This is a genomic window from Paenibacillus sp. ICGEB2008 (assembly GCF_000307675.1).
GTDB classification, from domain to species: domain Bacteria; phylum Bacillota; class Bacilli; order Paenibacillales; family Paenibacillaceae; genus Paenibacillus; species Paenibacillus polymyxa.
This window is the reverse complement of the sequence record NZ_AMQU01000029.1, coordinates 72053-92945: the sequence shown is the minus strand read 5'-3', so window position 1 is coordinate 92945 and position 20893 is coordinate 72053. Positions and strand designations below refer to the sequence as shown.

At 53.4% G+C, this 20893-nt stretch carries 2 protein-coding genes (1 of these 2 only partly in view); both read right to left on the bottom strand.

All coding sequences use genetic code 11. The features are described 5' to 3' along the window. Positions 1-45: 45 nt before the first annotated feature. Positions 46-17760 (bottom strand): non-ribosomal peptide synthetase, encoded by a 17715-nt coding sequence (locus tag C400_RS28275; protein ID WP_232795423.1) that lies wholly within the window; start codon positions 17758-17760, stop codon positions 46-48. Next, positions 17718-20893, bottom strand: the 3' portion of a protein-coding gene (locus C400_RS28270; RefSeq protein WP_232795422.1) for a non-ribosomal peptide synthase/polyketide synthase. The gene runs 21505 nt beyond the window's last position; 3176 of the gene's 24681 nt are visible here — the last part of the coding sequence; its start codon lies off the right edge, out of view — the gene reads right to left on this strand; the stop codon is at positions 17718-17720. The genes C400_RS28275 and C400_RS28270 overlap by 43 nt, the downstream gene beginning before the upstream one ends.

Genomic DNA, 20893 nt, shown 5'->3' with positions numbered 1-20893 from the left:
CCTCTGCGCATGCAAAGTGAAATCATTTCTTTTTAGAAAACTGATTTAGAAAATAAAGTCGATGGAATCTGGCGAGAAGCCTTCCGGCTGCTCGCTCGAGTTCACCTGAATATCACTTAATAGCAAATCTGGATTAGCTCCAACCTGGGACAGGATCGCTATCAAATCTCCGGTTAATCGTTCAATAGCATCTACGCCAAACAGCTTTGTGCAATATTCGAAGGAACCCTTGATCTGCCCGTCTTCATCACTCATGGACAAGGTCAAATCGAATTTGGAAATACGATGCTCCTGAACATACGGACTAAAGGACAGTGTTTCAAGCTTCGCTTCCTGTGACTCCGTATTTTGCAGTACAAACATGGTGTCAAACAACGGATTACGGCTTGCATCCCGCGCTACATCCAGCTTTTCCACCAACTCCTCAAGCGGATAATCCTGATGCTCGAAGGCTTGTAGCGTACGTTCTCGGGCTTCCAGCAGGTAGCTGTGGAACGTTTGGTCGCCCTGCGGCTGGTGCCGGATGGCTAGTGTATTGACGAACATGCCGATCAGTGGCTCCAGTTCTGGTAACAAGCGGCCTGCTACCGGCGTACCGATGATCAAATCGTCCTGACCGCTGTATTTGGACAGCAGGACGGTATAGGCACTCAGTAGCACCATGTACAGCGTACTTCCGGTCTGTGTCGCGATTCGGCGCAGTTGCTCGGATACATTCGAGTCAACAGTAAAATCATACATTGCTCCCTCGAAGCTGCGAACAGCAGGTCTAGGGTAAGCAATCGGCAGCTCCAGTACAGGCAACTCTCCGGCTAAATGCTCCAGCCAGAACTGTTCCCGGCGTTGGTATGATTCACGCTGCATTTCCTGCTGCTGCCACACGGCATAGTCCTTGTACTGAATGGGCAGCGGCGCCAAGGCCTGTCCCTCGTACAATTGTCCCAGCTCCTGCACGATATTGTTAGACGACACACCGTCTGAAATAATATGGTGCATGTCGTACATCAGGAGGTGACGTTCGGGTCCGGTTTGAATGAGACGGACACGCAGCAGAGGTGCCTGCTGAAGATCGAAGCTGCGTACAAAAGACTCGATATAGGCTTCGGCTTCGGACTCATGGGCCTGCAGGCGCTCTACTGCAAACGCTACCTGATCGTAAACCCGCTGAACAACCTCGCCGTCCACCATTTCGAAGGAAGTTCGCAGCGTTTCATGGCGGGCTATTAACTGACGGAACGCATCCTCCAGTCGATCTGCCTGAAGCGGCCCCTCCACGACTAATACACCCGGCATATTGTAGCTGACCTCCCCACCGTCCAGATGGCTCAAAATATACAGTCGTTTTTGAGCCGAGGAAGCAGGATAGTAAGACTGTTTGGCAGCTGTAGGGATCACCGTATAGGTGTCTGTGCCCTGCGCGGTGATCAGCTGGGCTTGCTGCTCAATCGTAAAGTGCTGGAACACCTCACGCAGTGTAATTCGGCTGCCCAGTTCCTGATGGATTTTGGCCACCAGCGTCGTGGCCCGCAGGGAGTGTCCACCCACATCGAAGAATGAGTCGGTGACTCCTACGCTGGACAGCTTCAAGACATCCTGCCAGATTTGGGCTAGCTTGGCCTCCAGTGGCGTCCGCGGTGCCACATACTCCAGGCCTCCTTCAAGGCGTGCTTCCGGTGCTGGCAATGCCTTCCGGTCGATTTTCCCGTTTGGCGTCAGCGGGAAACGATCCAGCTGTACCACATACGTCGGGATCATGTAATCCGGCAGCTTCGGCTGCAGCGCATTCCGCAGTTCCGGTAGACTCAGCGACTCCGAAGCTACGATATAGGCACACAGATCCTTGTGTCCGTCCTCGTTTTCCCATGCTGTGACTACGGCTTTCTGAATGCCGTCCACAGTCAGCAGCTGTGCTTCCACCTCGCCCAGCTCGATCCGATACCCGCGAATTTTGACCTGATGGTCGATCCGGCCTAAATACTCGATACTGCCATCCGGCAGCCACCGTGCCAGGTCGCCTGTCCGGTACATCCGGTTTGCGTAAGTGCTGTCCGCTGGATCAGCGGCCGTCGCATCAGCAAACGGATTCGGGACAAACTTCTCAGCCGTCAGTTCCGGCAGGTTGAGGTATCCTCGTGCGATACCTGCCCCTCCGATATAGAGTTCACCCGCGATCCCCATCGGTACCAGTTGTTGTCGAGTGTTCAAGATGTACACAGCCTGGTTGGCTATCGGCGTTCCGATGGATACCGTGTGCTCCCCTTTTTCCAGCAGTACATTCAGCGACTCTACATCTTCAATCGTATAGGCGGTCGCATCTACGGTCGCTTCGGTCGGACCATACACGTTCGTAATGACCGGATGATACCCGGACCATTTGTGCAGGAACCCCTGTACCAGCTGCACGGATAAGGCTTCGCCCCCGATCAGGTAATGCTTCACATCCGGCGCTTCTGTCACGCTGACGCTTTCGTTCAAAATATGCAGATGCGCTGGTGTGCCGTCCGACAGATCAATCCGGTGCATGCGGTAGTAGGCGATCAAATGCTCTCCGCTCAGGCTGACGTCACGGGACACCACATGCAGGGTATGACCTAGCAGCAAGCTGGCAAAGATTTGCTTCACCGAAGCGTCAAATACAAATGCGGACAGCCATGCGATGTGAAGCGGCTGAGCATACCGACTGTACACTCGCTCATATAAAGCGTCTACCAGATTGCCGACACTGCCTTGCTCAATCATAACCCCTTTCGGCTGACCGGTTGTACCTGACGTGTAAATCATATAGGCCAGGTTATGCAGGCCGGCGACAGGGATCAGGTTGCTCGCATCCTGTGCTCCCCATTGAGCTTGAACGCCCTCATCGTCAAGGACTATAGCTTCTACTGTGGATGGCAAGCTCAGCGAGAGGTTGGCGGCTCTGCTGGTGATCACGACCTTGGCCCCACTGTCTTGAAGCATGTAGTCGATCCGTTCCTGTGGATACATCGTATCCATTGGCACATACGCGCCTCCGGCCTTCAGTACCCCCAGAATGCTCACCAGAAGATCCGCAGAACGTTCCAGCAGTACGCCTACCGGTTGATCTGCTTCAACACCTTTCGCCCGTAGCACACGGGCCAACCGGTTCGCCTGCTCATTCAGCTCAGCGTAGGTTAGCGTCATATTCCCAGATACAACGGCTATCCGCTCAGGGCTGTTTTTCGCTTGCTCTTCAAAACGCTCGCTGAGCGACAGACCTTGGAGTGTTCCACGCACGCTGTGCGCGTTCGGATCATTGAACACCTTCAGAATCTGTTCGGTTTCTTCGGTCGTAATCAGTTCCAGCTCACCCAGCTTCGCATCCGGGTTTGCCGCCACGGCTTCGGCTAAGCGAATAAAGTGACGTGTCATCCGTTCAACGGTTTCCCGTTGATACAACGCAGTTGCATATTGCAATCCGAACTGGATGCCTGCCTCTTCCTCTCTGGCTTCCAGCGTGAAGTCAAACTTCGCCGGTGTTTGCTCCAAGCCGTATGGACGGAAGCTCAGGTCTGCCAGTTGCAGCTCGCCTTCCTCCGTCGTTTGCAGGGTAAACATCGTATCGAACAGCGGATGGCGACTCATATCCCGCTTCACATTCAGCTTTTCCACCAATTCCTCAAATGGATAGTCCTGATGTTCGTAGGCTTGCAGGGCCCGAACCTTCACTTCTTCCACGTAGCTGCGGAAGGTATGTTCCGCTGTCGGATAGTTTCGCAATGCCAACGTACCGACGAACATGCCGAGGATTGGCTCCAAATCGGCATGCGGTCGTCCGGCAATCGGCGTGCCGACAACGATGTCCTCTTGGCCGCTGTATTGATGCAAGAGTGCGGTGTACGCCGCCAGCAGCACCATATACAGGGTAGAGCCTGTGTGCGCCGCCAGTTCCTTCAGGCGTTCGCTCACTTCGCGTCCCAGCCCAAACACCACGGTATCGCCTGCCGTACTTCGTATCGACGGACGTGCAAAGTCTGTCGGTAAATCCAGCACAGGCAGTTCCCCCCGGAAGGTGTCGAGCCAGTAGGCTTCCTGGCGCTGCATCCACTTCTGATGGACCTCGCTTTGTTGCCATACGGCATAGTCTTTGTACTGTATCCGCAGTGGCGGCAGCTTTTCACCGTCATACAAGCGGACAAATTCTTCAGTCAGTACCCCCATCGACACGCCATCCGAAACGATGTGGTGCATGTCGAGCATGAGTACATGCTGCGGTTCCTGCCCTGCTCCTGATACGCCTAGATCTACCAAGCCTACCCGCAGCAGCGGTGCGGCTTTGAGATTAAACGGACGGACAAAGCAACTCACCAGCTCTTGTACTTCCTTGTTGACCCTCGTGTCTGTGTCCGTAGTCGCACCCTCAGCTTGTACCTTCGTAAATTCGACCTCGAACGGTACGGTGTCCTCAATAGACTGCATTGGCTCGCTGTCCACCAGATCAAAGCGGGTACGCAAGGACGCATGACGGGCGATCAGTTGACGGAATACGTCCTCCACTCGCTTCACGTCCAGCGGACCGCTCACTTGCAGCACCGATGGCATGTTGTAGTTCACATCCTGCGGATCGAACTGATGCAACACATACAGTCGTTTTTGCGCCGAGGACAAGGGATAGAAGCTGCGCTCTTCCGTTACTGGAATGGACGCATATGTTACTTGATCCAGCTGTTCCAATACAACGGCCAGTTGTTCAATGGTTGGTGCTTCAAAAATACTGCGCAGGGGAAGCGGCTTGTTCAGTTCCTTGTGAATCTTCGAGGCCAGTGTGGTCGCCCGCAGCGAGTGTCCGCCAATCTCGAAGAAGTTTTCCTTCACACCGACCTGAGTGAGGCCTAGTACATCCTGCCAAATTTGCGCCAGCTTCACTTCCACCCACGTTCGCGGTGCGACATAGTCGGCTCCGGTTTGCAGGCTGCCTTCTGGTGCTGGCAGGGCCTTGCGGTCGATTTTACCGTTCGGTGTCAGCGGCATTTGCTCCAACTGTACCAAGAAAGAAGGCACCATGTAGTTTGGCAGCTCCTCACCCAGTAAACTGCGCAGTTCACCAGCGCTTACGTCTCTTTCAGCGACATAGTACGCCACCAGTTGATTTTGTCCCTGCTCGTCCGCTTGGGCCAGGACGATGACCTCTTGTACGTCCTCCACTTTCAATATTTGTGCCTCGACTTCGCCCAGCTCAATCCGGTAACCCCGGATCTTTACTTGATGGTCAATCCGGCCCAAGTATTCGATGTTTCCGTCTGGCATCCATCTTGCCAAGTCGCCTGTGCGGTACATCCGCTCATACCCGGCTTCGCCAGCCGCAAACGGATTCGGTACAAATTTCTCCGCCGTCAGCTCTGGACGATCCAGGTAACCACGTGCCAGACCCGGACCAGACACGCACAGCTCACCCGCTACGCCTATCGGAGCCAAATGCCCGTGTACATCTACCATGTATACCCGATGATTCGGCACAGGACGTCCAATGGAAATCAGCTGTCCTGCTCTCTCATCCTTGGATACCGGCCAGATGGATGTCGCTACCGAGTTTTCAGTTGGACCATAGCCATTGTAGTACGCCACCTGATCCTTCCACTTGTATACCAGCTCTGTTGAAGCGGCTGAACCCGCAGTGACCAGAATACGCAGATTTGGCATCCGCTGCGGCTCCAGATACACCGCATAGGTAGGCGGCAATGCTGCCACCGTGATGTGGTGATCCGCCATATATTGTTCAAACCGTTCGTAGTCCAAAATCGTCTCTGACGTTGGCACGTACAACGTGGCTCCGCAGAATAGAGCTTGGAAGATTTCCCAGCAAGCCGCATCAAACGAGTAGCTGGCGAACAGCAACATATGATCTGAGGTACTGATCTCGAATTCCTGATCAAAATACGTTTTCAGATTGCATAGCCCGTGATGCTCCAGCATAACACCCTTCGGCTGCCCCGTTGTCCCCGATGTATAGATCACATACGCCAGATCGTTCGGACCGGACAACGGCTCCAGGTTAGAACCATCCTCGTGATACACACTTTCTGCCCCATTCAGCACCAGCATGTGACCGTCGAAAGCTACTTTGTCCACCAGATGACCTTGAGTTAATAACAGCTTCGCTCCCGAGTCATCCAGCATATAGCGGATACGCTCTTCCGGATAGGTTGGATCGATAGGTACATATGCTCCTCCGGCTTTCAAAATGCCTAACATACCCACGATCATGTCTATCGAGCGTTCGGTCATCAGACCCACCAGCCGATCTTTTGTCACACCTTGACTGCGCAAGGTACGAGCCAGACGATTCGCGCGTTCATTCAGCTCGCGATAAGTCAACTGCTCTCCTTCGAAGTACAACGCTGGCTGCTCTGGTGTGTGCGCCGTTTGTGTCTCAAACAGACCATGGATCGTTTGCTCGCTTGGATACTCGGCGGCTGTATCTCCCCATACGCTGAGAATTTGCTCGCGTTCCTGCTCGCTTAACACATCCAGTTCCTGCACCCGAATGTCCGGATTCGCTACCACTTGTTCCAGTAGCTGTATTAAATGGCCCTGAGTCCGTTCCACGACTTCCCGATCAAATAACTTCGTATTGTACTCAAATCGGATTTTCATCGCTTCCTGCGGCATGACGACCAGATTGAAATCATAGTTCGTTTGTTCAATCATACCTGCATTGCTGATTACAAAATCCGACGCTGCACCTTCGCCAAGCTGCTCGACCTGCTCCTCCACCGGATAGTTTTCAAACACGATAATGTGGTTGATCAGCTCTTGCTTTTGCTCGGTCAAGGCTTGAATTTCATACAGCGGATACGTTTCATAATCTTGAGAAGCCAGCGCCTGCTGCTGATTCGTTCTAATCAGGTCGGCAAAGGTGTCCTCAGCTCCACTGCGGATACGTACGGGAATGGTGTTAATGAACAAGCCCACCATATTTTCGATCCCCGGAATATCAGCTGGACGACCCGACACGACACCGCCAAATACGGCATCATCACTACCGTTGTACTTTTGAAGCAGTAAGCCCCAGGCTGTTTGCAGTAATGTATTCGGGGTCACGTGGTACTGCTTGGCTACCATTTCCATGCGCCCTGTCAAATCCTTACCTAGATCGCACAACACATGCTCAAATTGTGCACCGTCCGCTTTTGCGCCGACTTTTCCGGTTGGAATCGACGTTTGTTGATCATAGCCCAGCAAATAATCTTTCCAGTATGAGGCTGCTGCTTCTACATCCTGGGCTTCAAGCCACTCAATATACTGACTGTATGGAGTCACCGGGGCGAGCTTTGGTTCTCTATGTTCTACGGCTGCAAAATAAGCCTCAAACACCTCATCCGTTACCAACGCCACACACCAGCCGTCCATTAGGATGTGATGAGAGCTCCACACAAAGTAATAATCCTCATCACCTGTCCGTAAAATCGCCACGCGCATCAACGCATCCCGGGACAAATCGAATCCGGCTGCCTTGTCCTGGCGAATAAATTCCTGCACATACGCGTCACGTTCCTGATCATCCAAATGACGCAAATCTTCATAGCTGAAACCAACATCCTTGCGCCGGAAAATCACCTGCACGGGCTCATCCTGCCAGCCGCTAATGAAATTAGCTCTAAAGATCTCATGCCGCTGCGCCAAATGATTCAAGCTATCTTGGAAAATATCTGCTTGGAAGCGACCACGCAAGTCAAAGGTCGTTTGTTCAAAATAAGCCCCTGACGCTGCATCCATCAGGCTATGGAACAACATCCCTTTTTGCATCGGTGTCAAGGCATATACATTTTCCAGTTCCCCGATGTCACGAGTCCGCTCTACTAACTGATCCAGTTCGGCCAAGGTTACAGGTTTAAGCATCACATCGCTTGGCGTCAGCTCCTGCTGTTTGCGACCCGCGCAATGTGCGATGATGTCCTGCAGGCTGGTTCTGAGCGCTTCGGCTAGCTGCTCCATCGTTTCCTTGCGATATTCCTGATGGCTGTAGCTGATCGTCAATTGCAATTGACCTTCTGAAATCAGTCCGTTCAGATCCAGCGTGTGCGATCTGGCTGCATGTGCGCTAAGCTCGGCACCGCTAGCGTAAGGAGACACGCCAATGGATTGATTTTGCATATCCTGATCAAATTGTCCCAAATAGTTAAAGCTGATTTCAGGTTCGGTTCCAAAACGCTCTTGCTCACATGCTGCAGACAGGTATCTCAGCATACCGTAGCCAATACCCTTTTGCGGAATACGGCGCAGTCCTTCTTTCACCTGTTTGATGCGCTGTGAAAGATCTTGCCCTGCGCTCATATCCAGCACAACCGGGAATTGGGTCGTAAACCAGCCTACCGTGCGCGTAATATCCAGCTCGGGCAGAATGGATTCCCGTCCATGGCCTTCCAGGTTGACGAGCACTCGTTCAATCCCCGCCCAGCGATGAATAGCCAGGCCGAGTGCGGTCAGCAGCAAATCATTCATATCCGTGTTGTAGGCACGATGTGCTTGTTTTAACAGCTGCTCCGTTTCTTGAGCTGTCCACGTGACTGTCATGAGCTCGCTGTCTTTATTCAAGGAATGAGAAGGTGATTCGTCTTTTGGAAGCGGATCATACATACCCTGCTCCATTTCTTGCCAGAAGGCGAATTCTGCTGCCATTTCTGGACCGTTCGCATAGTGAGACTGTCCCTCAGCCCAGGTACGGAACGAATCCGTTTTGTGCGGAAGACGAGTCGGTTGTCCGTTCAATGCTTGTTCGTAGGCTGTCGTAAGATCCTCGAACAAAATGCGCCAAGAAACGGTATCTACTACTAAGTGATGAATAACCATCAGCAAATGGTCTCCATCTGGGCAATGGAACAGCCCCAGCTTCATCAGCGGTCCTTCGCTTAAATGAATCCCCGCCTGAATTTCATTCGCTTTGGCCTCAATCGCCGCAGACACTTCCGACTCCTTCCTGAAGTCTGCCTGATCCAGCGTATACAGCTCACCCTCACCCACCGCGCGATTCCAAGCTTCATACCCGTGTTCGGTAGGACGGAAAACGATCCGCAGTGCATCGTGATGACTAACCATTTGATCCATCGCTGTGCGCAGTGCCGCTTCATCAAAACCATCCTTGCTATGCAGCATGATGGACTGGTTGTGATGATGAGCATCCGTCAGGTTTTGCTCCAAGAACCAGTGTTGAACGGGTGTCAGCTTCACAGCGCCTACTACTTCGCTTTGATCCGCCAATCGGGTAACGGATTGGACTTTCGGCGCCAATGCAGACACCGTTGGATGGCTGAACAGGTCTTTCATCTCCAGTCGATAGCCTGCTTGTAGCAAGCGGGACGATACTTGCAGCGCTTTGATCGAATCGCCGCCCAGCTCGAAGAAGTTATCCTGCGTGCCTACGGCCTCCACGCCGAGCACTCCGGCCCATACCGTAGCCAATACTTGTTCCACCTTGGTACGCGGGGCTACATAGGCTGCTCCCGTATGGATGCTGCCTTCCGGTTCCGGCAAGGCCTTACGGTCAATTTTGCCGTTGCTGGTCAGCGGGATCGTCTCCAGTCGCATCAGCCGTGCTGGCACCATGTGCGCTGGCAGTCCGGCTTCCAGCGTGGCCTGTACTTCCTCGATCCGCAGCTCGGTTTCTCCCGTGATGTATCCGCACAAATACTTGTGTCCACGCTCGTCCGTCCGGTCGATGACTACGGCTTGACGCACACCCGGTACCCGCTGGATCGCCGTTTCAATCTCGCCCAGCTCGATCCGATAGCCCCGGATTTTGACTTGATAGTCCATCCGGCCGATAAAGTCCACATTGCCGTCTGGCATCCACCGCGCCAAATCGCCGGTGCGATACAAACGTTCACCCGGTACGTACGGGTTCGCTACGAATTTCTCGGCTGTCAGGTCCGCACGGTTCAGGTACCCCCGTGCTACCCCGATGCCGCCGATGCACAACTCGCCCAGTACACCGATCGGTACCGGATTCAGCTGGCTGTCTACGATGTAGAAGCGTGCATTCAGCCACGCCTGTCCAATCGGCACATTCCCGCTGCTTGGCAGTTTCGACAGCTCTTCATCGTAGAAGCTGGAGTCAATCGCCGCTTCCGTGACACCATAGCTGTTGATGATACGGATATCTGCGCCAAACCGTTCTTGCAGTACCCGGTAATCCGTCACGCTGCAGCTATCCGAGCTCGTGATCAGCAGTTCCAGACTGCTCATGTCCAGTCCGTGTTCGTATACATGCTGCATAAACGGTACGATCAAGGCTGGCGTCGATTCGAACACGGTGATTTGATAATCACGAATCCAGCCATACAATCGGCTTGGATCAATGCGGTCGTCTTTCGGACAAACGACCATTGTTCCACCGTTATAAAGCGTCCGCGCAATATCGCCGACGAACACGTCGAAGGAGAAGCTGGCCAGTTGCAGCAGACGTACCGGGAACTGGTTCAGACGGTAATCCCGGCGATAGGCCGCAGCCGTGTTGACCAAGCTGCGATGCTCGATCATGACGCCTTTTGGACGTCCCGTTGTACCGGACGTATAGATCACATACGCCAGATCGTGCGGCTCGTTGATGTGATCGACGTCTGTGACATCTCCGGTATACAGCGACTCATCGTCTAATGCTAGTACAGTGTGCAGACGCAGCCCTGTTGCCAGCTCGGATGCTGCTTCGCGGCCAGACTTCGAATCTGATTTCAAGCTTACACCCTCATTGAGGCTGTCTCTTTCCATCGTTTCAGCGCTAACCGCTGTTTCCAACTCACCCTCGGTCTTTCCTTCGCCCAGAGCCCCTTGGCTTTCATTCAGCCATGCTTGCGTGCGCTCCTGCAAACTGGTTTGGGTCAACAGCACCGTCGCACCGCTGTCCTCCAGCATGAAACGAATGCGCTCGGACGGATAGTCTGCATCCAGCGGCACATAGGCGCCTCCAGCCTTCCATACCGCTAGTACGCCGACCAGCATGTCTACCGAGCGTTCACTCAGAATGCCGACAATGGATTCGCGTCCAATGCCTTCTTTTCGCAGTCTGCGCGTCAATTGGTTCGCACGCTCGTTCAGCTGGCGGTACGTAAGCTGCTGCTCCTCGTACACCACCGCCACATGATCTGGCACAAGCTGTGCCTGTTCTTCCACATAGGCATGGAATAAGACTTCTGCTTCAGCCGCAACCTCCGATACGCCTACATCTCCAAAACCATAGAGGATTTGTGCCTTCTCCTCGACAGTTACCATATCCAGAGCTGCCAGTGGCTGCTGTGGATGAAGTGTAATCGCACGTACGAGTTCGGTAAAATGCTGTGCCAAGCGTGCAATGGTCTCCGGCTTGTACAGCGCCGTGCTGTATTCCAAACTACACAGAATACCTTCGGGCTGCTCTACGGCATCCAAGGTCAGATCAAATTTGGACGTAGGATTGTCCGTCGGATACGGCTTGAAGGTCAGACCTTCCAGCTCGAACTCCTGCTGCTCAAATGTTTTCAGCTCAAACATCGTGTCAAACAGCGCATTCCGGCTCGTATCCCGCGTTAAATCCAGCTTTTCAACCAGCTCTTCAAACGGATATTCCTGATGCTCATACGCACGGAGCGCATGCTCTTTGACCTCTTGCAGATAATCCAGGAACGTTTTGTCGCCACACGGAGAATTGCGAATCGCCAGCGTGTTGAGGAATACGCCTACCAGGCTCCCCAGTTCCGCATGTGGTCTTCCGGCAATCGGCGTGCCGACGATGATGTCCTCTTGACCCGTGTATTTATGCAAAAGCGTGCTATACGCTGCCAGCAACACCATGTACAAGGTAGAGCCAGTTTGCGCGGCCAGCTGCTTCAGCTGCTCGCTGTCCTCCATACGGATCGCAAACTCAAATCGAGTTCCTTCCAGACGCTGTACAGCAGGTCTTGTAAAATCCGTTGGCATATCCAGCGCCGGGATTTCACCTGACATGGTGTTCAGCCAATAGCTTTCTTGCTCACGAAGGCGTTCACTTTGCATATCTGCATGCTGCCAAACCGCATAGTCCTTGTACTGAATACGCAGTGGCGGCAGTTCCTTGCCTTCATACAATTGAGAGAACTCCTGCACGATAATGCCTTCCGTGACGCCATCCGAAATAATATGGTGCATGTCATAGAGCATGACGTGACGCCCCGGTCCATTTTCGATCAACTGAACCCGCAGTAACGGTGCTTGTGCGAGATCAAATGCACGTACAAAGTCCTGTGCGTACTGCGGTGTCTCTTCTTCGCTTGCCTGTACATACTCCACGCTGAATGAGGCGCTGGATTCAATCCGCTGAATCACCTCACCATCCATCATCTCGAATCGGGTTCGCAGGGCTTCATGACGGGCAATCAGTTGGCGGAAGGCTTGTTCCAGTCGTTTTTTATCCAAGGAACCTTCGATAATCAACGCTCCTGGCATGTTGTAGCTAACCTCTCCACCTTCCAGGTGACTCAGAACGTACATCCGTTTTTGCGCCGAGGAAACGGGATAATACTCGCGCTCCTCTGCCACAGGGATAGATACATACGTTTGCTGGGTCTGATCTTCACCCATCACCTGTACCAATTGCTCAATTGTTGGATATTGGAAAATATCTCGCAAGGCCAGCTTGTGATTCAGCTCCTGATGGATTTTCGCCATTAGGGTTGTAGCGCGCAGCGAATGTCCTCCCACTTCAAAGAAGTTATCCTGGATGCCTATTTGCCGATGATTTAAAACACTTTGCCAAATACGGACCAGCTGCTCTTCCAGCTCTGTGCGCGGCGCCACGTACTTCGTGCCTCCTTCGAGACGTGTTTCTGGCGCTGGCAACGCTTTGCGGTCGATTTTCCCATTCGGTGTCAGCGGGAATTGATCCAGGGGTACGACATACGTCGGGATCATATAGCCCGGCAGTTTGGGCTGCAGTGTGCTGCGCAGCTCCGGCAAATTCAGCGCCTCCGAGGCTACAACATACGCGCACAGATCCTTGTCTCCGTCTTCGTTTTCCCAGGCGGTGACGATCGCTTTCTCAATGCCAGCCACAGTCAGCAGCTGCGCTTCCACCTCGCCCAGTTCGATCCGGAAGCCTCGGATTTTGACCTGATCATCCATCCGGCCAATAAAGTCCACATGGCCGTCTGGCATCCACCGCGCCAAGTCGCCGGTACGATACAGTCGTTCACCCGGCACGTACGGGTTCGCTACGAATTTCTCCGCCGTCAGGTCCGTACGGTTCAGGTACCCCCGTGCCACACCAGCACCGCCAATGCACAGCTCGCCCAGTACGCCAATCGGGACTGGATTCAGCTGGCTGTCCACAATGTAGAAGCGTGCGTTCAGCCACGCCTGACCAATCGGCACATGGCCGCTACTTGGCAGCTTCGACAGTTCTTCGTCGTAGAAGCTGGAGTCAATCGCCGCTTCCGTAACACCGTAGCTGTTGATGATGCGGATCTCCGCGCCAAACCGCTCCTGCAGCACTCGGTAGTCTGTCACGCTGCAGCTATCCGAGCTCGTGATGAGCAGCTCTAGACTACTCATATCTAGTACGTGTTCATGCACATGCTGCATAAACGGTACGATCAAAGCTGGAGTCGATTCGAACACCGTAATTTGGTAGTCACGAATCCAGTCGTGCAGACGGCTAAAATCAATCCGGTCGTCTTTCGGACAGATGACCATTGTTCCACCATTATAAAGTGTCCGCGCAATATCACCGACGAACACGTCGAAGGAGAAGCTAGCCAGTTGTAGCAGTCGTACCGGGAATTCGCTCAGGCGGTAATCCCGACGATACGCTGCAGCCGTATTCACCAAGCTGCGATGCTCAATCATGACGCCCTTCGGACGTCCCGTTGTCCCCGACGTGTAGATCACATACGCCAGATCGTGCGGTTCGTTAATATGATCGACGTCTGTCGTATCTCCGGTGTACAGTGACTCATTGTCCAATGCCAGTACGGTGTGCAGACGCAACCCTGTTGCTGGCTCGGATGCTGCTTCGCGGTCAGGTGGCGAATCTGATTTCAAGCCTAAGCCTTCATTCAGGTTGTCCCTTTCCATCGTTTCAGCGCTAACCGCCGTCTCCAGCTCACCCTTAGCATTTTCATCGCCCAAAGCCCATTGGCTTTCATTCAGCCAGGCTTGTGCGCGCTCCAGCAGGTCGGTTTGAGTTAACAGTACCGTCGCACCGCTGTCCTCCAGCATGAAACGAATCCGTTCGGATGGATAGTCTGCATCCAGCGGCACATAGGCGCCTCCAGCCTTCCACACCGCTAGTACGCCGACCAGCATGTCTACCGAGCGTTCACTCAAAATGCCGACAATGGATTCGCGTCCAATGCCTTCCTTTCGCAATTTACGCGCCAATTGGTTCGCACGCTCGTTCAGTTTGCGGTACGTCAGCTGTTGCTCCTCGTACACCACCGCCACGTGATCTGGTACAAGCTGGGCTTGTTCTTCCACAAAGGCATGGAACAGGGCTCCTGCTTCAACAGCATCAGCACCTAATACCCCCACATTTCCAAATCCATCGATGAGTTGCTCTTTTTCCTCGGCGGTTACCATATTCAAAACTGCCAGGGGCTGCTGTGGATGATAGGCAATAGCTCGAACGATTTCCGCAAAATGCTGTGCCAATCGCGTCATGGTCTCCGGCTTGTACAGCGCCGTGCTGTATTCCAGACTGCACAGAATACCTTCTGGCTGCTCTATGGCCTCCAAGCTCAGATCAAACTTGGCCGTATGATTGTCCAGTGGATAGGAGCTCAAGGTCAGACCTTCCAGCTCGAACTCCTGCTGCTCCATTGTTTTCAGCTCAAACATCGTGTCAAACAGCGCATTCCGGCTCGTATCCCGCGTTACATTCAGTTTTTCAACCAGTTCTTCAAACGGATAGTCCTGATGCTCATACGCACGGAGCGCATGCTCTTTGACCTCCTGCAGATAATCCAGGAACGATTTGTCGCTGGACGGATAATTGCGGATCGCCAGCGTGTTAATGAACACACCCACCAGATTACTGAGCTCCGCATGCGGTCGTCCGGCAATCGGCGTGCCAACGACGATGTCCTCTTGAGCTGTGTATTTGTGTAAGAGCGTAGTGTACGCCGCCAACAACACCATATACAGAGTAGCGCCGGTTTGTGCCGCCAGTTCTTTCAGGCGTTCACTAACCTCACACTCTAGTACAAATTCGATCGTATCCCCTGCCGTACTCTGCACCGCTGGGCGGGCAAAGTCAGTAGAGAGATCCAGTACAGGTAGTTCACCTTGGAAGGTGTCAAGCCAGTACGCTTCCTGACGCTGCATCCATTCCTGGTGGGCTTCGCTTTGCTGCCATACGGCATAATCCTTGTACTGAATCCGCAATGGCGCTAGCTCTTCACCGCCATACAAGCGGACAAACTCGTCGGTCAGGACCTCCATGGATACCCCATCCGAGACGATATGGTGCATGTCAAGCATAAGCAGATGTTGAGCTTCCTGCTCTACTCCCTGAGCGCCCAGATCCACCAAGCCTACCCGCAGCAGCGGCGCAGCTTTGAGATCAAACGGACGAACAAAGCTCCGTACCCGCTGTTGCGCTTCTATGTTGACTCTTGTGTACGTATCTGTAGTTGTGTCCTGATCTGTGTCCGCAGTCGCACCCTCTGCCTGTACCTTCGTATATTCCACCTCGAACGACACAGTGTCCTCAATCCATTGCATTGGCTCGCTGTCGATTAGCTCAAAGCGAGTACGCAAGGTCGCATGGCGGGCAATCAGTTGACGGAATACGTTCTCTACTCGTTTCACATTCAGCGGACCGCTCACTTGCAGCACCGACGGCATGTTGTAATTCACATCCTGCGGGTCGAACTGATGCAGCACATACAGTCGCTTTTGTGCCGAGGACAGTGGGTAGAAACTACGCTCCTCCGTCACCGGAATGGACGCATACGCCACCTGATCCAGACCTTCCAGAACAGCTGTCAGTTGTTCAATCGTTGGGGCTTCAAAAATACTGCGCAGAGGAAGCGGCTTGTTCAGCTCTTGGTGAATCTTCGAGGCCAGTGTCGTCGCCCGCAGCGAATGTCCGCCAATCTCGAAGAAGTTTTCCTTTACGCCGACCTGCGCCAGGCCCAGCACATCCTGCCAGATTTGCGCCAGCTTCACTTCCACCCACGTCCGCGGTGCGACATAATCGGCTCCACTTTGCAGGCTGCCTTCCGGTGCTGGCAGGGCCTTGCGGTCAATTTTGCCATTGGGACTCAGCGGCATTTGCTCCAGCTGTACAAAATACGATGGCACCATGTAGCTTGGCAGCTCTCGGCCCAGCTCACTTCTCAGCTCGCTGGCACGGATTTCTTGCCCCGCGACATAGTAGGCCACCATTTGTTTTTGGCCCGTTTCATCCGCACGAGCCATGACAACCGCTTCTCGTACCGATTCCACTTGGAGTAGCTGCGTTTCGACCTCGCCCAGCTCAATCCGGTACCCCCGGATTTTCACCTGATGGTCAATCCGGCCCAGATATTCAATGTTGCCGTCTGGCATCCATCTCGCCAAATCACCAGTGCGGTATATCCGTTCATACCCAGCTTCCCCGCCGGCAAACGGATCGGCAACAAATTTCTCGGCCGTTAGCTCCGGACGGTTCAGGTAACCGCGGGCTACGCCGACACCGCCGATGCACAGCTCCCCTGCCACCCCAATCGGCTGCAATTGCTCCGTGCCTTCCTTCACGATGTACAGACGGATATTTTGAATCGGTTTTCCGATCGGAATCGCTGCATATTCCTCATCCGGCTCGCAATCGAAGTACGATACGTCCACCGTTGCTTCGGTTGGTCCATACAGGTTGACTAGTTTCGCTCCGGCCAGGCTCGACACGAGCCGCTGGAACCGGGCCACATGCTGTGGCGGCAACGCTTCACCACTGGCAAAGACATGGCGCAGCGTGCCCAGCTTCGCTTGCATTACTTCCCGTGGCTGCTGCTCCACATACTCCAGGAACGCATGCAGCATGGCGGGTACAAAGTGTATCGTGCTCACACCGTCGCGGGCAATCGTGTCGACGATGTCTTCCGGGTTCTTTTCTCCGCCGACGGACAACAGGCTTACCTTCGAGCCGACCATCGACCACCAGAACAGCTCCCACACCGACACGTCGAAGGTGAAGGCCGTCTTTTGCAGGATCGTATCTGCCGCACTCAAGCCATAACGATTATGCATCCACAAAATCCGGTTCAGCACGGAATGGTGCTCCACCATCACGCCCTTCGGTTTTCCGGTCGAACCGGAGGTGTAGATGACGTACGCGACATGGTGCGGCCCGGCCAGTAGCTCCAAATTTGATCCGTCTTCGTGATAAATATTCTTGCCATCCTGCTCCTGACGATCCAGCACCAGCACCTGGCCGTCGAAACTCAGCGAGGCTTGCTCCGCCAGATGCGATTGTGTCAGCACCAGCTTCGCGCCCGAGTCCTCCAGCATAAAGCGGATACGATCGGCCGGATATTCCGGATCAATCGGCACATAGGCTCCGCCGGCCTTCAAGATCGCGTAGATGCCTACGATCATGTCCAGCGAACGGTGAACCAGAATGCCCACAGGCTGATCCGGCTGAACCCCTTCGGCACGCAGCGTCCGAGCCAAACGGTTGGCTCGCTCGTTCAGCTCTGCGTAGGTCAACGACTCTGCACCACACAGTACTCCCACTTGCTCCGGTGTATTCGCTACCTGCTGCTCAAACAGACTGCTTAGCGTCTGATCCTGCGGATAGCTGCCGCCGTATCGCCCCACACCTGAACGATCTGTGCCTGCTCTTCCGCTGTCACCAATGCCAGCTCATTCACTCGGATATGCGGATTGTCAATAATTTGCTCGATGACATGCAGTACATGTCCCTGCATCCGCTCGATCGTAGCCCGATCGTACACATTCGCGTTGTATCTAAACATGATCCGGAAGGTTTCATCTGGCATCACAATCAAGTCCAGATCATAGTTCGTTTGCTCGACAACCTCTACATTCGTAATGTCAAACGCGGATGGACGAACTTCACCCAGTTGCTCGACTTGCTCCTCGACCGGATAGTTCTCAAACACCATAATGTGGTTAATCAGATTTTGCTTCTGCTCGGTCAGCGCCTGAATCTCATACAGCGGGAAGCTGTCATAGACGCCTGAAGCCAGCGCTTGCTCCTGCGTTTTGCGCATGATGTCCACAAACGTGGCATTTCGCTCACTTTGAATCCGCACTGGGATGGTATTAATGAACAGGCCGATCATATGCTCTACACCCGGAATATCCGTCGGACGTCCAGATACGACACTGCCGAATACAACATCCTCGTTGTTGTTATATTGCTGCAAAATAAGGCCCCACACGCTCTGCATCAGCGTATTAATCGTGACCTGCTGCTGCTTCGCAATCCGGTACATGGCCTGGCTCCACGTTGGATCCAGCTCTACCGTTATTTTTTCAGAAACATATTTGCTGGTATCGCTTGTTGTCGTAGACAGAACACTTTCGCTGCTATCCGCCACGTGGTCTTTGGATAAAGTATCCGCTCCAGGTAGTAACGTCTGCTGTTCAAAACCAGCCAGATAACTGCTCCAGTACTCTTTTGCCGCACGTTCATCTTGGCGCTCTAGCCATTCGATATATTGGCCATACGGTGTGATCGGAGCAAGCTCCGGCTGTTTCTGCTCCAGCAGCGCAAAGTACGTACCAAACACCTCGCCCGTAACAAGCGATAAGCACCAGCCGTCCATGACAATGTGATGGAAGCTCCAGACCAAGTGATACGTTTCTTCATCGGTCTGCAACACTTGTACGCGCATCAGTGCATCCGTACCGAGATTGAAGCCTCTCGCCTGATCCTCCTGCTTAAACGCCTGGATATATGCTTGTTGTTCCGCTTTCGGCATTTCGCGAATATCCTTGAAGGACAGGTCGCTATCTTTGTGACGGAACACGATTTGCAATGGCTCCGGACCGTTCCCTGTCTCAAATTGATGGAAATTCGTCCGCAGCGCTTCATGACGCTGTGTCAGCAGATCCAGACTCTTACGGAAAATAGCAACATCAAAGCTGCCCTTTTGATCAAACGACGCTTGCTGGAAGTATGCGCCTGAGTCCGGCTCCATCAGACTATGGAACAGCATCCCCTTCTGCATGGGAGAAAGAGCATACACATTTTCAAGCTCGCCCACAGTAGACGTTTGCTCCGTCAATTGCTCCAGTTGCTCCAGTGTCAAGCCTTTGAACAAGACATCGCTTGGCGTTAGCTCACTCCGCTCTTGGGAGGCACAATGCTTGATGACTTCCTGCAAGCTTTCCTGCAATAGCCGGGCAAACTTCTCTACGTTTTGCTGTTGGTATACATGGCTGTCATAACGAATTTCCAGTGTCAGCACGCCTGCTGTAATCATGCCGTTCACATTCAGCGGCTGCTCCAGTACGGTGCGGTCACTCAACGGCTCTCCACCTGGATGTGAAGACAGCGTGATCTCCCCATTTTCCAAGTCCTGATCAAATTGTCCCAAATAGTTAAAGCTGATCTCAGGCTGCAGGCTCCAGGAAAGATCGGCATCATCCGAAGACATATACTTCAACATACCGTAGCCAATGCCCTTATGCGGTACATGCCGCAGGTCCTCTTTTACCCGCTTGATGCGCTGCCCTACTTCTAACTTTCCATCCACATCGAGGAGTATCGGATACTGACTCGTAAACCAGCCCACGGTACGTGTGATGTCGATATCGGGAACAATAGCTTCCCGGCCATGGCCCTCCAGATTGACCAGCACTCGCTCCTGCCCGCTCCAGTTGTACATTGCGGTACCGAGTGCAGTTAACAGCAGATCATTGACCTCCGTATGGTACGCACGATGTGCTTCCTGCAGTAGCAGTCGGGTGTCCTGTTCGCTCCAAGCTACGGTCACCGTCTCACTGTCTCTGACCACAAAATGCTGTCCTGCCGCTCTTTCTTGATCCTTAGGTAGCGATGCGACTTCCGCGTGTGCAAGACGCTGCCAATATTCGCGTTCATTGTCGATGGCCGGACTGTTGGCATATTGAGACAAACGCTCTGCCCAAGTGGAGAACGAGTCCGTTTTATATGGCAAGCGAATCGCTTCTCCCCGAACGGCCTGCTCATATCCAGTCGCAAAATCCTCAAACACAATCCGCCATGAAATGCCGTCTACAACCAAATGGTGAATGGCAATCAGTAAATGATCTCCATCCATGCAGCGGAAAAGTCCCAACTTCATCAGTGGTCCTTCGTCTAGACGAATGGAGCTTTGAATGGCATTGGCTTTCGTTTCAATGGTTGCTGTCACCTCTGCAATGGTTGGCATATCTGTCAAATCCACAACGTCCAGATGATACAGCTCGCCTTCATTCAAACCGCGATTCCACGCTTCATAGCCCTGTTCGGTCTGACGGAAGACCATACGCAGCGCATCATGATGCTCCGTCAACTTGGTCACCGTGTGATGCAATGCGGCTTCATCGAAGCCTTCTGCTCGATGCAGCATCACCGACTGGTTAAAATAATGCGGCTCTGCCGAGGCTTGTCCAAAGAACCACTGCTGGATCGGGGTCAGCTTGACGCTGCCTGATATCTCGCCCTGATCGGTCGTACGGCTAACTTTTTGTACACGACCGCTCAGCAGCGAAATGGACGGATATTGGAACAAATCCTTCATGTCCAGCTTGTAGCCCGCTTGCAGCAAGCGGGACGATACCTGGATCGCTTTGATCGAATCGCCGCCGAGGTCAAAGAAATTATCCAAAATCCCGATTGTCTTCGCTCCTAAGACAGACTGCCAAATCGAAACCAACGTCTGCTCCAGTGCTGTGCGCGGCTCTACATAATCCGCTCCGCTTTGCAGGCTGCCCTCCGGTGTCGGCAGGGCCTTGCGGT